General features: G+C 62.3%; 10 protein-coding genes. 3 read left to right on the top strand and 7 right to left on the bottom strand.

What is annotated here, in order from left to right; all coding sequences use genetic code 11:
- Nucleotides 1–2: 2 nt before the first annotated feature.
- Together GYH35_RS14730 and GYH35_RS14725 are read right to left on the bottom strand one after the other, a co-directional pair.
- Nucleotides 3–2,951 carry a TonB-dependent receptor plug domain-containing protein gene (locus GYH35_RS14730; RefSeq protein WP_161810678.1) on the bottom strand — a complete coding sequence of 983 codons (2,949 nt, stop codon included), beginning with the start codon at nucleotides 2,949–2,951 and terminating at the stop codon, nucleotides 3–5.
- A 207-nt stretch (nucleotides 2,952–3,158) separates the two neighbouring features.
- Nucleotides 3,159–3,761 (bottom strand): rhomboid family intramembrane serine protease, encoded by a 603-nt coding sequence (locus tag GYH35_RS14725; protein ID WP_202624333.1) that lies wholly within the window; start codon nucleotides 3,759–3,761, stop codon nucleotides 3,159–3,161.
- Between the two features lie 119 nt (nucleotides 3,762–3,880).
- Between GYH35_RS14725 and GYH35_RS14720 the strand changes: the two genes are divergently transcribed.
- Complete coding sequence (locus tag GYH35_RS14720) at nucleotides 3,881–5,215, top strand: DUF418 domain-containing protein (protein ID WP_161810677.1); 1,335 nt, start codon at nucleotides 3,881–3,883, stop codon at nucleotides 5,213–5,215.
- 6 nt (nucleotides 5,216–5,221) lie between these two features.
- Here the strand turns inward: GYH35_RS14720 and GYH35_RS14715 are convergent, their stop codons facing one another.
- The 5 genes from GYH35_RS14715 to GYH35_RS14695 form a co-directional block, all read right to left on the bottom strand.
- Complete coding sequence (locus tag GYH35_RS14715; protein WP_161810676.1) at nucleotides 5,222–5,872, bottom strand: PEP-CTERM sorting domain-containing protein; 651 nt, start codon at nucleotides 5,870–5,872, stop codon at nucleotides 5,222–5,224.
- 166 nt (nucleotides 5,873–6,038) lie between these two features.
- On the bottom strand, nucleotides 6,039–7,595 hold the full coding sequence (locus GYH35_RS14710) for an ATP-dependent DNA ligase (protein ID WP_161810675.1): 1,557 nt from the start codon (nucleotides 7,593–7,595) through the stop codon (nucleotides 6,039–6,041).
- Between the two features lie 14 nt (nucleotides 7,596–7,609).
- Nucleotides 7,610–8,863: an RNA polymerase sigma factor gene (locus tag GYH35_RS14705; protein ID WP_161810674.1), complete on the bottom strand. Its 1,254-nt coding sequence runs from the start codon at nucleotides 8,861–8,863 to the stop codon at nucleotides 7,610–7,612.
- Entirely contained in the window at nucleotides 8,844–9,200 is a 357-nt protein-coding gene (locus GYH35_RS14700; RefSeq protein ID WP_161810673.1) for a YciI family protein, read from the bottom strand. The genes GYH35_RS14705 and GYH35_RS14700 overlap by 20 nt, the downstream gene beginning before the upstream one ends.
- Before the next feature lie 175 nt (nucleotides 9,201–9,375).
- On the bottom strand, nucleotides 9,376–11,733 hold the full coding sequence (locus GYH35_RS14695; RefSeq protein WP_161810672.1) for a TonB-dependent receptor: 2,358 nt from the start codon (nucleotides 11,731–11,733) through the stop codon (nucleotides 9,376–9,378).
- Nucleotides 11,734–12,111: 378 nt separating this feature from the next.
- On the opposite strand from GYH35_RS14695, the gene GYH35_RS14690 reads away from it, so the two are divergent.
- Nucleotides 12,112–13,623, top strand: a complete 1,512-nt coding sequence (locus GYH35_RS14690) for a tryptophan halogenase family protein (protein ID WP_161811363.1) — start codon at nucleotides 12,112–12,114, stop codon at nucleotides 13,621–13,623.
- A 38-nt stretch (nucleotides 13,624–13,661) separates the two neighbouring features.
- Nucleotides 13,662–13,808, top strand: coding sequence for a hypothetical protein (locus GYH35_RS14685; protein WP_161828862.1), 147 nt, complete (start codon nucleotides 13,662–13,664; stop codon nucleotides 13,806–13,808).
- Nucleotides 13,809–13,897 lie beyond the last annotated feature (89 nt).

The following is a 13,897-nucleotide window of genomic DNA, read 5'->3' as shown; positions in this document are numbered from 1 at the left end:
GCTCAGAACTTGAGCGCGGCTCGGGCATGGAAATACCTGCCGGGCACCGGGTAGAGCGTGCCGTCGTAGTTGTTCAAATCGCAGCTCAGGCACGGCGGAGGATCTTCGTCGAGGACGTTGTTGACGCCGATGGCCACCTGCAATTGTTGATCGAAGACCGCTGGCGTCCAGCTCAGCTGCAGGTCGGTGAAGACCTTGCTTTTCATCTCGTTGGTCAGGTTCACCGGGTCGGAACACACCTCTGGCACACCGGCATCGACCAGCGTACCGGGGCAGATCTCGGTGAGATCGCTCAGATAGCGCAGCGTCAGCGAGGTGATGAAGTCATGGAACAGCCAGTCGACGGCGAGCGTGGACTTGTAGCGCACATAGCCGCGCGTCGGCGATCCGACTTCGATGCCGGCACGCTCGGTGGCTACCAGTCCGTTGGTGCCCAACGTGAACTCCTTGTAGCCGGCGAGGTAAGTGTTCGCCCATTGGAAACGGAACGAGCCGAAGCTGCCCTCGGACGTCGCGAGCAGTACCGTCCAGTCGAAGCCGTCGGTTTCGATGCGGCCGATGTTGGTGAGCTGATTGGCGAACGCGGTGATCGATCCGCCCGGTCCGCGCACGATGCCATCGCAGAACAACGGCGTGAGTGTGTTCACACAATTGGTCAGCTGACTCTGCGCCGACAACGCCTGGATCGCGTCCTCGAGCTTGATGTCGTAGTAATTGACGTCGAAGGTGAGCTGGTCGATCCAGTCGGCATTCTCGGCCCACGACGGGTTGTACGCGAAACCGATGTTGATCGTTTCCGACGTCTCGGGCTGCAGCTCTTCGTTGCCGCCGGTCTGCACGCTGATCTGCTGGTTGATCTGCGTGAACGAGGTCGGCACGCCCAGCGCCGCGCAATTGGTCCGCACCGTCGCCGAGGGGTTGGCCAGATAATTGGAGCAGGGATCGTTGATGTTGCTGTCGAAGCGCGAGCCGCTATTGAACAACTCACCGATGTTCGGCGCCCGGAAGCCTTCGGAGTAGCTGGCGCGCAACGCCAGATCGTCGATGACGCGCCAGTAGATGCCACCCTTCAGAACGTTGTCGCTGCCGATGTTGTCGTAGTCGGAGTAACGCACTGCCGCCGACAACTCCAGCCGTTTGAACGCCGGCACCTCCGCCAGCACCGGCGCGCGCAACTCGAGATAGGCTTCGCGTACTCGCGTCTGACCATCCGTCGGTTGCGCCGGCACGTCGGCAGTCTCTCCTGCCTGTACCGCGGCGTCTGGCGTGAACGAGCCGGACTCCTTGCGATATTCGAAGCCCACTGCGTACGCGAATGCACCGGCCGGCAGATCGAACAAGTCGCCGCTGACGTTCGCGATGACGTCATTCAGCTCCTGCTCGCTCTGATCGCTCTGCGTGAACGTTGCCCATCCGAGCATCTCCGGCGTGATGCTGCCCTCGCCGTTCGCGCCCTGACCGCCAAAAATATTGAATGGCACGCAGCCGGGCACGGCCAGACAGGCAGCCTCCGGCCCGAGCGCCAGCGCGGTCTTGCGCGAATTGAATATGTTGTGACCCTGCTGTGAAGCGTTGTTGCGCCCCCAGTTCAAACTCACATCCCAGAACAACGGCTTGTTGCCGAACTGCAGGTCGCCGCTCAACGTGCCGGACACCATCCAGGTGTCGACGGTTTGATCGAAGATGCGCGGCCCGGCCTCCAGCGGACGCCGGCCGATCGTGATCAGATTGTCGGTGCCATCCAGATCGATGCCGAACGGGTTGTAACGCTGGTCGGCCGGAATGAAGATATTGTCGAAGTAGAAGCCGGAGCCGGCATCGGAGCCGAGGAACAGCGGATTCGGCGCCGCCTGGTTGCTCGACTTGCGATTGGTGTACGCCGCCGTGAAGCGGACCAGCACGTTGTCCGCAACATCGTATTCGGCCTTGCCGAACAGGTTCACGCGCCGGTTCGGCGTCACCAGATAATTGTACGGCCGGAAGTTGAAACGGTCCGCCGTGCCGAACTCATGAAAGTCGCCGCTGGCGGGATTGTTTGGATCGTAAGCCGGCAGCGTCGTGCCATCGTTGAGCGCACCGGTGTTGAGCGCGAGATTGATGACATCGGGATCGCCATCGCCGTCCACGTCACCGCGTGGGTCGAGGAAGATGTAGCGTCCTTGCGGCGTGCCCGAGCTGCCACCGACTCCGGGAGGCGCTCCAAAAATAACCTCGCGCGACAACTCGCGGTCTTTCGAGAACACCGCGTCCTGCCGCGAGTAGCTCGCGGCAAAGAAGGCGCGACTGCGCTCGGCGCCGGCGCCAAAAGAAACACTGTAGTCCTGAGTGTAACCGTCGCCTTCATCGAACATTCCCTGGTTCGTCTCGAAACCGGCGCCGCTGAAATCGGAGCGAGTGATGATGTTGACCACGCCGGCAATCGCATCCGATCCATAGATCGGCGACGCGCCGTCCTGTAGCACTTCGATGCGCTCGATGGCCGCGGTCGGCACCGTGTTCAGATCGACTGAACCGGACACGCCGCTCGCCGACGAGCCGCGCACCCAACGTTTGCCGTCGACCAGGACCAGCACGCGTTTGGCACCGAGATAGCGCAGATCGATCTCGCTCGCGCCGGCGCCGATGCCGCCGCCGTCCGGTGGAAAGCCAAGATTGCCGCTGGAGTTGTTGGAACGATTGATGGCCGAGCCCGAGATGGGCAATCGCTGCAAATAATCGGCTACCGAGATTTCACCGCTGCGATCGATATCCGCCGCGGTGGCCGTCTGCAATGGCGCGACGCTTTCCACCGGATTCTGGCGAATGCGCGAACCGGTGACGACGACTTCTTCGGGCTGTTCCCCGGCCCAAGCCGAGCTGGCGCACACCATGAGTGTTGCCTGGGCAACACACACGCTGGCCGTTGCGGACAAATGACGGGCGCTCCAACGATCGATCTTTCTTCTTTCCATGATCGTGACCTCCGCTGGGAGAAGGTCGGAACGTAACACCGATCATGGCAACGCCAATACGTCTATATACTGAACGTCTATAGCAGTATGCATCTGCTTGGATTGCATACTTTTCCGCTGCCGCTTTTTCGCATCACCTCATAGTGCAGCGCAATGATTTGCGCGTATACAACGAATGCCGCGAACTCGAAAACGTCGCAGTAAACGTCACAGTAAATTAGCTAACAAATAGCGGTAGGCCTCGGGCGCGACCAGCGCGACGTATACCAGGCCGGTGATGGCGCCCGTGAAATGAGCGTCGTGATTGATGCGACCTTGGGGATTGCGCGAAGCCCACCAGCTATAGGCGAGGAAACCGATGCCGAACAACGGCGCCGGAATCGGCACCGGGATGGGAATGATGTACAGCGAGTTGTCGGGAAACAGCACGATGGCCGCGAACAGGACTGCCAGGATCGCGCCGGACGCGCCGAGGCTGGCGTATTCGGGGTCGCTCTTGTGTTTGATGTAAGTGCCGACATGACTGATCAGCATGCCGGCGAAATATAACGTCAGGAAGTGAACCCAGCCGATCGCGCGCTCCAGCAGGAAGCCGAACGCCCAGAACGTCACCATGTTGAAGATCAGGTGCATCAGGTCGCCGTGCACCAGGGTGCTCGTCACGATGGTGTGGTACTGACGACGCCGCAGGAACCAGTACGGCCGGAAGATGCAGTGCTCGATGACCTTGGTATTGCCGAACAGGCCGACCAGACTGGTAGCGATGGTGACGACGAAAATGATCAGCGCGGGGGACAACTGCAAGCTCACGTGAGATTCCCAAGGACGGCGACGCCGCTATTGTGCCGGAATCGTCCGACGCGGGTGCGCCTCACGAGTCCCAAAACCCGCTTTATGGCGTAGCGTCGCGGGGGTACCGTAACCCTGTCATGTCTTCCCAACCCGCCGCCGTAGCCGACGACCATCGCATCGGCATGCTCGATACGATGCGTGGTATCGCCGTGCTCGGCATCCTGCTGATGAATATCACCGGCTTCGGGCTGCCGTATGCCTATGACAACCCGACGGTCTGGGGCGCCAACTCAGCGACCGATCTGGCCGTCTGGCGCGTCATGGCGCTGTTCTTCGAAGGCACGATGCGCGGCTTGTTCACGCTCCTGTTCGGCACCAGCGCTTTGTTGTTTCTACAGCGTCACGCAGCACGCGCCAACGATCTGCGACCGGCCGATTTGTATTTTCGACGCACGCTGTGGCTGATCGTGTTCGGGTTGGTCAATGGCTATGTGCTGTTATGGAGCGGCGACGTGCTGTTCTATTACGGCTTCGCCGGCCTGGTGCTGTTCGTATTCCGCGATCTCTCGCCACAGCGCCTGTTGATCCTCGCCGCCGTGTTCATGTTCTTTCAGACCGCGATCTCGGCCGGCGAGTGGCTGGATTTCCATGAGACGCAGGCGCTCGCACAGGCGGCGAATGAACGGCGGGCAGCGGGCGAGCCGCTGGCCGACGGCGATCAGGAAGCCATCGATGCCTATGCCGCCCTGCAGGCCGAGTTCCAACCGGCGCGCGAGAACCTGGAAGCCTATGTCGCCAACGTCCGTGACAGCTACGCGTCCGCCTTCGCCGTGCTTCGGGGCGACACCTGGTTCATGCAAAGCGTGTTCTTCTTTCGACACGGCATCGTCGAGTGCTTCGGCATGATGCTGTTGGGCATGGCGCTATTGAAATGGGGCGTGCTGACGGGCGCGAGCTCGAACCGCACCTACCTGGCGATGATTGTGATCGGCTACGCCATCGGACTGATCGTGAATGCCGCCGAGGTCCGCGAACTGGAGGGTGGCGGCTTCTCGGCCGAAGCGATGATGAATGCCCTTCTTACTTACGATCTCGGCCGGATTCCGATGACACTCGGACATCTCGGACTGATTGCAATCATCTGCCGGACGCCCTGGCTCGCGAACGCAGCGCGCGCCTTTGCCGCCGTCGGGCAGATGGCCCTGACGAACTACCTGACGCAAAGCTTGTTGTGCCTGTTCATCTTTACCGGCGCCGGTCTCGCCTGGTACGGCCAGCTCGCGAGACATGAGTTGTATTACGTGGTTGCGGCGATCTGGGCGATACAGCTGATCTGGAGCCCGCTGTGGCTGCGGCACTTCCGTTATGGACCCGCGGAATGGTTGTGGCGCTCGCTCACCTACTGGCGGTTGCAACCGATGCGAGGCATGGAGCGCCGCCCGCAGGCGGCGCTGTTGCGTACCGACCGATGATTTGAACTACGCGCGACGACGCCGGCGCATCGCGCCGATTCCCGCCATCCCGACCGCAAAGAGCGCCAGCGAACCCGGCTCGGGCACGTTCGTCTGGGGTGGCACATTGCCGCCAGCGCGGTAGAGGAGCCAACCCACGTTCTCGGCCGCATCCATGAGCGCGACATCCGCCACGTCGTTGGCCTTGAACAGACCGCCAAGATCGCCTTCGTGGGTGTACTGGAGGAAGCCCGCCTGAACGTTATCTTCCGAAAGGAAGCCGACCATATTACTGAGGCCGCCGGGGCCCGAATTCCCCAGCAGGTCGGTCAAGACGTTGGGCAGGGTACTATTGCACGTGTCCGAGCCGACTGCCGTGCAGGCGTTGGTCAGGCCTTGCAGCAAGGCATTGGTGAACAGTTGCGCCTCACCGTTACGGGCAAACTGCCATCCTTCGTACTGACCGCCGCTCGAAATCGCTGCCAATGTTTCCGCGTACGTCAGATCGCCCAGCACGTCCCACCGCAGCCATTCATAGTTGTTCAAGCTGTCGGTGATGATTGCCGTGCTGCCGTCGTCGTCGCTCGACAACGCGCCAAACGAAACCGGCACGGCATTGGCGGCAAGGGGGAGCGCCACGAGTCCCGCGGACAGCGCAGCCAAAACTTTCTTATTCATGATTCTCCTGCGTTCGTTGATTTATGAGTTCGTCGAGCGGCGCAGTATCCAAAAACGGTTCGGCTCTGAGAATGAGTCTTTCGAGCCGTTTACTACACACGCGTGCGTGGCAGACTTCGGGCTCTGTCAGAGTCGGCGACAGTGCCCTTAAGGGATGCTCGAGAGATCAGGCGGCGGGCGCCGCGCTCTGCGCTTCGAATATTTTTCGCACCGAGACCATCGTGTCGGCCTCGTCGGGCCGCTTGTCATCGCGATAACGTTTCACTCGCGCCAGCCGTAACGCCAGCCCGCCGGGATAGCGCGGACTCGCCTGCAGGTCGCTGAACGCAATCTCCACGACCAGCTCCGGGCGGATATAGACGGTCCAATCGTCACGATGAGTCTCGCGCGCCAGGAACTCCTTCGTCTGCCACTCGAGCATCGCGTCCGTGAGACCTTTGAAGGTCTTGCCGAGCATGACGTACTCGCCCGTCGCCGGATCGAGCGCACCGAGATGCAGGTTCGACAACTTGCCCGTGCGCCGGCCATGCCCCCACTCGGCGGCGAGCACGATCAGATCCAGCGTGTGAGCTCGCTTGATCTTGAGCCAGCTCGCGCCACGATTGCCCGCTTCGTAGGGCGCCGATAGCGCTTTCGCCATGATGCCTTCGTGACCGGCGGCCAGTGCAGCGTCGTAGAATGCACTGGCCTCGTCCTCGGACGCCGTTACCAATCTTGGAATGATCAGATCCGCTGGAACGGCCCGCGCCAGAGCTTCGTAGCGATCGCGCGTCGGTCGATCGGCGAGACTCTCCTCGCCCAGGCGCAAACAATCGAAGAAGTAAGCACGCATTGGCAACTCGGCGCGCAGCTTCTCGACATCGAGCTTGCGTCCGAAACGACGCATGGTGATCTGGAATGGATGCGGTCGACCCGCCGCAGTGAAGGCAATCGCCTCGCCATCGAGGATGACTTCGCGCGCCGGCAACCCTTTCACGAGCTCCGCGATCTCGGGGACTGCAGCCGTCACATCGTTGAGGCTGCGCGTATAGATATGAACCGAGTCGCCGCTTTTGTGAACTTGGATGCGCGCACCATCCATCTTCCACTCGAAGACAGTGTCTTCGCCGAGCTGTTCCAACGCTTCGCCAACATCGGCCGCCGTTTGCGCCAGCATGGGCGCGACCGGCGATAGCAGCTCCAACTGAAAGCTCGCCAGCGCGTTTTCACCTTCAACCAGCGCGGCGTGCGCAACAGCGCCGAGGCTCTTCGCATACATCGCCGCGCGCCGGACTTTATCCACTGGAATGTCGGCGGCCGCCGCGATTGCATCCGCCATCACGCCCGCGAGCGCGCCCTGGCGCAGTTCGCCGATCAGCAGGCGCATCAGGAAATGTTGTTCTGCCTCGGTCGCGCGAGAAAACAATTCGCGTAGTGCATCGGCGCGGCGCGATGTCGATCCGCCCCCGCGAATGCTCGCGATCTCGGTCAGCCGTTGGTCGATTTCCAGAACGGACAATGCGGGCTCGCTCGCTGAGGCCGCTGCGCTTGCGATCTTCAGCACCGAGTAGCCGATGCCGAACTTCCCCTGCGGCGTTTCTCCGGAGAGATAGGCGACGCCAATGACGATCTCATCCGCCTCGAACTGTCGCAGACAGGCGGCCAGCTCGCGCACCTTCGCCAGCCGCGCCGACGTGGACGCAACTTTGGACGATGTCTCGACGATGACCGCCAATAGCGTCATGACTCAAAGGATCGTTACTTCTTCACCGCCCGCGCACGGCGCCGGAACAGCTCGGCCAGCGTATCGCTCTCCGCAAGCTCGGCCGCCGCGCCAAATGCGGCCGCCGCTTGATCGTGCTCCTCGAGGGCTTCATGCAGTTCCGCCATCGTGGCGTGGTACACCATCGTGTCCTGAATTGCATGCAGCTCATCGCTGGCCCGCAGCGCCAGCAGCGCCTCTTGCGCACCACGCGCGTAGCGTAACGCGATGACCCGGTTCAAAGTTGCAACCGGGCTCGGGAATGATTCGCACAACTGATCGTAGTGACGCACGATCTGCGCCCAGTCGGTTGTTTCCATGCTGGCGGCGCCGGCATGCACGGTCGCGATCGCCGCCTCGATGTGATAACGAGTCAGCGCCTCGCCGCGGATGGATCGTGAAAAGAACTCCATCCCGGCGTTGATGGCTGCCTGATTCCAGCGCGAACGATCCTGCTTGGCCAGCGGCACGGGACGACCTTCGTCGTCCACTCTGGCCGGCGAGCGTGCCGCCGTCAAATGTAACAACGCCGCCAACGCATGTGTTTCGGGCTCCGCCGTCAACGGATGATCGGCCAGCATCCTCACCAGGCGCAACGCGTCGTCGCAGAGCAAGGGCCGGAACCATTGCGGATGTCGCGGACTCAGATAGCCCGCGTCGAACAACAGATAAATCGCATTGAGGATGCGCGGCAAGCGTTCCTGGACCAGCTCTCGCGGGGCGATGTCGAAAGTCACATCCGCATCGCGCAGCTCGCGCTTGGCTCGCACGATACGTTGCACGATGGACTGCGACGACGTCAGCAACGCATGCGCAATTTCCTCGACGCTCAAGCCGCAGGCCAGACGCAGCGTCAATGCCAGCTGCGACGCCGGCGTCAGGGACGGATGACAACAGAAGGCGATCAGTCGCAACAGTTCGTCATTGAAGGCGTGTTCCGAGGGAAAGGAATTGTCCGCCTCGGCCGAGCGTTCCTGCGTAAATTCCTCGGGCACTTCGAAGCGGGCCCGACGCAACTTATCGGTCAACGCATTCCGAGCCGCTGTGTAGAGCCATGCCGACGGATTCGCCGGCACGGCGTTGATCGACCAGTTACGCATCGCCGAGACGAGCGCGTCCTGCACGGCATCCTCGACCATGTCGATGCGCGCCACGCCGGCGCGATTGGCGAGCAGTGCGATCAGCCGACCCGACTCGCGACGGAACAGGTCGGCAACCAGTCCTCTCGCGTCAGGCGCACGGGATGGCATCGATCTCGCGCAACTCGATCCAGCCAAATTCCAGGTGCGGCCCCGAGCCCAGCCGGGCCTGCGCCTGCTCGTAGCTGTCGGCGGTCACGACGAACAGACCGCTGATGATGTCCTTGCCTTCGGCGTAGGGCCCCTCGCTCACGACCATCCTGCCCTTCTCGGAATGCAGATGACGGCCGCCCTCGTCCTTGAGCTTCTTGCCCACGGTGACGAATCCATCGGCACGCAGGCCGTCGATCCAGTCGGTATAGCGCTGGATCAGCGCCTGCATCTGCGTGGGACTGAGCGTGCGAGTAGCGGCGGGATCTTCGTGCAACAGAACCAGATACTCGGCCATGGCGGACTCCTGAAGAAGTGACGGACAGCATACCTGTCCGATGCCATGACGATCCGCTCCGGCCGGAATAGACATTGCCAATAAAAAAGGCACGGCCCATCCGTGGCCGTGCCTGAGTGCAGGATGAGGCGGGAGGTGCCCTCGTCTCCTGCCAACGATGACTGGTGGACGCCGATTACTTGTACTTGTACGCGAGGCGGAGGCCTACCTGGCGACGCTGGCCCCAGCTGTAGAACGTCTGCGGCGTCCCGTAGAAGGCTTCGGTCTTGACCTCCTCATCGAGCGCGTTGGTGATGAACGCCTCGGCGGTCCATTGATCCGTGCTCGAACGGAAGGCGATGGCCGCATCCAGCATGGTGTACGCCGGCTGACGGTCGAAATCCTTCTCTCCCGGATCGGCCGCATTGAGCGTGCCCGCGGGCCGGTCGCCGCGGTTCTCCCAGCTGAGGAAACTCTCGTCGTAGTAGCTAGCTCGAATGCGCGGCACCACCGCAGAACCGCCTGGCAGCGGGAACTCGTGCGAGTACTGCACGGTCAGCTGATACTCCGGCGCATACGGCAGGTTGTTGCCCGCGAAGTTGAACACGTTGCCGACGCAGGCGCCGCTCGACTCCACGCCGAGGGCGCAGGGGTTCCAGATACGGCCGTTTGCGTTGCCGAAGTTCTGGTCGTTGCCGAAGAACTCGTCGTACGTCGCATCCAGATAAGCGAACGTCGCAGCGAGCTGGCCCGCGCCGTCGAACAACCCCGTCGAAGCCTCCAGCTCCAGGCCCTTGATGGTGGCGCCGCCCGCGTTGGTGTTGGTCAGCGTCGACTGGCCGGTGACCGGATCGATCACTGCTCCAGTTACCTGCATGTCCGTGAAGTCCATGTAGAACAGGTTGGCGCTCAGCCGCCAGTCGCTGAAATCCGTCTTGATGCCGAGCTCCGTGCTGGTGACCTCTTCCGGCCTCTGCAGCAGCGAGTTGTTGCGCGAGAAATCGAGCGTGCCGCTCGGTGTCACGAGATCGTCGTAGCCCTTGCCATCCTGCAAGACCCCCGATTTCCAGCCGGTCTCGTACGACAAATACATCATGACCGAATCGGTCAGGTCATATTCGCCGCGCGCCATCCACGTCGTCTTGTCCCAGTCGCCTTTCATGTCGTTGTACTGGCGGTAGTAACAACCCTGCGCCCCATTCAATGCCGCCGCGTTGCGTGCAAGGTTGCTCGGGAGATCGCCGCGCAGGCCGAAGGTGCAGTCGATCGAGCGTCCGCCCTTATCCTCACGGCTATCCTCGATGTAGCGCGCGCCCGCGGTGAACCGCAGGTCGTCGGTGAACTTGAATGTTCCCTGCGCATACACGCTCTGCGTCTCCAACGAGCGCGCCGGCTGAACGAACGATGACAACACGGTGGCCTGGTCCTGAGGCGTGAAGCCCCAGCTCCCGTGCAGCATGTCGAAGCGGATGCTGTTTTCTTCTTCGAAGTAATAAAGGCCGGCCGTGTAGTTGAAGCGCGCTTCGGACGGATTCGTGAGCTGCAGCTCGTGCTGCGTGCCCTCGTAGGACGAGTCCACGGTGTTGCGCGTGTCGCCCTGCGGCTCGTTGCCGTACATCTGCGCCTGGCTGAACTCGGCGTAGCCGCCGATGTAGCTCAGTGTGTAACCCTCGCCGAAGCCGACATCGAGACGCGTGCGAATGCTGTCCGAATCCAGGTCCAGGTTGCCGGCCGCGGTCGCGTCGTTGACCCGATCCTCGAAGTCCTGGCTGGCCACATCGCCGGTGCCGCGATTGCGGAAATTCTCGTAGACGAGGTGCCAGCGAACATCGTCGGACGGCTGGAATAGCGAGCTGACTCTGAACGAGCTGAGATCGACCGTGCCGTACTTGCGCGAGGAAGCAAACTGATTGCCCGGCGCGTAGTCGGTCTGACCTTCCTGCTCATCCTTCGCGCCCGCGACGCGGATGGCCCAATTTTCCGTGATGGGCACGTTGGCCATGCCGCGCAGCTCCAGCATCGAGTAGCTGCCTGCGGCGATTTCGCCCGAAGCATCGAAGCCGTCCAGACGGGGTTTGGCCGAACGCAGCGACACCGCGCCGCCGGTCGAGTTGCGCCCGAACAGCGTGCCCTGCGGACCGCGCAGCACCTCGACGCCATCGAGGTCGTACATCATCACCGTCGTGCCCTGGGAACGGGCCGAGAACACGCCGTCAGTGTAGAACGCGATGCCCTGATCGCCGGCTTCGGTCTGATTGCGCGTGCCTAGACCGCGAATGAAAACCAGCGGCACGGCGTGATCGCCGTTCGAGAAGAATTGCAGATTGGGCACGAGGCCGCGCATGTCGAGCAGCGTCGAGACGTGATTCTCATCCAGGCTTTCCTGGCTGAAGGCCGAGATCGCCAGCGGCGTTTCCTGCAGATTCGTCTCGCGACGGGTCGCTGTCACGACAACGGTTTCCAGACCCGGCTCGCCCGTCTCGGCAGCCTGCACGCCCGCCGACATGGATAAGCAAATGCCTACCCCACCCAGTACCAAAGGCACCTTTCGCATGTGTCATCCCCCAAGTTTTCGCACTTGTCCCGTGGTTGCTACGAGCGGTGCCGGGAGCCAACGCCTAACTGTGCGGTCGGGCGCGTCCTGGCTGCGCTGTTGGTAAATATCCTAAAGGCAGAATGACAACGCTGTCCAAATATTTTTATGTAGCAGATCTTGCGCGCAACCTCGCCCTGGAGAATTTCGGCTAATTCTGCGGTTCTGGCGTGGTCTGAAGTCCTTGTTCGCGTTGACTATCGCTGGACATTTTGACGCAAGAGCACGTAGGCTTCAGCTACCGATCTTTGTTGTCCGTTTGATACAGCAGCACGTGCGCTCCGCACCCATGGCGCGCAACGCAGCCCAAACTGAACTCAGGGGAAGCCCGTGTCCGACATGCGAATTCGCAGCGTGCTCATAGTGGGCGGCGGCACGGCCGGCTGGATGACGGCCGCCGCGCTTTCGCAGGTGCTGCAGAACGACTACTGCGCGATTCGCGTGGTCGAGTCCGAAGAAATCGGCAGCGTCGGCGTCGGCGAGGCGACCATTCCCATGATCTCGGTCTTCAACCGGCTGCTCGGCCTGGACGAGAACGACTTCGTGCGCCAGACCCAGGGCACCTTCAAGCTCGGCATTCAGTTCGTGGACTGGGCCGCCCTCGGCCGCACCTACCTGCATCCGTTCGGACCTTTCGGCACCGACATCAAGGGCGTCTCCTTCCATGCCTGGTGGCTGAAACTGCGCTCGCTCGGCGAGCCGGCCGATCTCGACGATTACTCACTGCCCGCGGTCGCGGCCCGCAACGGCCGGTTCATGCGGCCGGTGCAGGCGGGCAACACGCCGCTCGCAACGCTCTCCTACGCATTTCATTTCGATGCGGCGCTGTATGCGCGCTATCTGCGCAACTACGCAGAGAAGCGCGGCGTAGTGCGGACCGAAGGCAAAGTGGTGGATGTGCAGCTCGATGGCGAGAGCGGGTTCATCAAGTCGGTGCAGCTCGCGAGCGGGGAGCGCATCGAGGCGGACCTGTTCATCGACTGCTCGGGATTTCGCGGCCTGCTCATCGAGCAGGCACTCAAGAGCGGCTATGAGAACTGGACCCACTGGCTGCCCTGCGACCGCGCCGTGGCCGTGCCGTCTGAAAACGTGGGAGAGCCCGTTCCCTACACTCGCTCCACTGCGCGCAGCGCCGGCTGGCAGTGGCGCATTCCGTTGCAGCATCGCACCGGGAATGGCTATGTGTACTCGAGCAACCATTTGAGCGATGACGAGGCTGCACAGACGGTGCTCGCCAATCTCGACGGGCGGCCGCTCGCCGAGCCGCGGGTGCTCAAGTTCGTGACCGGACGCCGGAAGCGATTCTGGATCAACAACTGTCTGGCCATCGGTCTTGCGGCGGGATTCATGGAGCCGCTCGAGTCCACCAGCATTCACTTGATCCAGAGCGGTATCGCACGGCTGCTCTCGTTGTTTCCCGACCGCCACTTCGAGCCGGCGGATATCGAGGAGTACAACCGCGCCTGCACCTTCGAGTGGGAGCGCATTCGCGACTTCCTCATCCTTCACTATCACGCGACTACGCGCGATGACTCGCCGTTCTGGAATGAGTGCAGGACCATGAGCATTCCGGAAAGCCTGCAGCAACGGATGGAGCTGTTCCGCAGTCGGGGCCGCATCTTTCGTCAGGACACTGAGCTGTTTACTGAGACCAGTTGGTTCGCCGTGTTCGTCGGGCAGGGCGTCGTGCCGCGCGGCTACGATCCGGTCTGCGATGCGTTATCTGCTGAGGAATCGCGGCGGCGCGTGCTTCAGGTTCGGTCTGTGATCGCCAATTGCGCTGGCGCTATGCCGAGGCACATGGATTTTATTCGCCAGCACTGCGCGGCGGCACTTCGGTCGGGGAACTGACTTACCTGGTTACTTTCCTTTGGCGCTGCGCGCCGGGTTTGGAAGATCCCGCCCACCCGCCCGCCCGTGTGTTGGCGCTGCGCGCCAAGCCTGAAGATCCCACCGTCCGCCGTGTGGTCGCGCTGCGCGCCAAGCCTGAAGATCCCAGCGGCCGCCGTGTGTTCGCGCTGCGCGCCCAGCCTTGAAGAGCCCACCGCCCGCCGTGTGTTCGCGCTGCGCGCCCAGCCTTGAAGAGCCCACCGCCCGCCCGTGTGTTGGCGCTGCGCGCCAAGCC

Origin of the sequence: Steroidobacter agaridevorans, assembly GCF_009932555.1 — a bacterium.
Taxonomy (GTDB): Bacteria; Pseudomonadota; Gammaproteobacteria; order Steroidobacterales; family Steroidobacteraceae; genus Steroidobacter; species Steroidobacter agaridevorans.
The sequence above is the reverse complement of the archived record's forward strand: the minus strand, read 5'-3'. Positions and strand labels throughout refer to the sequence as shown.

Bases quoted from the DNA above. Each gene is read 5' to 3' on its own strand.
- GYH35_RS14730 (WP_161810678.1), bottom strand. From the start codon at position 2,951: ATGGAAAGAAGAAAGATCGATCGTTGGAGCGCCCGTCATTTGTCCGCA.
- GYH35_RS14720 (WP_161810677.1), top strand. From the start codon at position 3,881: ATGTCTTCCCAACCCGCCGCCGTAGCCGACGACCATCGCATCGGCATG.
- GYH35_RS14715 (WP_161810676.1), bottom strand. From the start codon at position 5,872: ATGAATAAGAAAGTTTTGGCTGCGCTGTCCGCGGGACTCGTGGCGCTC.
- GYH35_RS14710 (WP_161810675.1), bottom strand. From the start codon at position 7,595: ATGACGCTATTGGCGGTCATCGTCGAGACATCGTCCAAAGTTGCGTCC.
- GYH35_RS14705 (WP_161810674.1), bottom strand. From the start codon at position 8,863: ATGCCATCCCGTGCGCCTGACGCGAGAGGACTGGTTGCCGACCTGTTC.
- GYH35_RS14700 (WP_161810673.1), bottom strand. From the start codon at position 9,200: ATGGCCGAGTATCTGGTTCTGTTGCACGAAGATCCCGCCGCTACTCGC.
- GYH35_RS14695 (WP_161810672.1), bottom strand. From the start codon at position 11,733: ATGCGAAAGGTGCCTTTGGTACTGGGTGGGGTAGGCATTTGCTTATCC.
- GYH35_RS14690 (WP_161811363.1), top strand. From the start codon at position 12,112: ATGCGAATTCGCAGCGTGCTCATAGTGGGCGGCGGCACGGCCGGCTGG.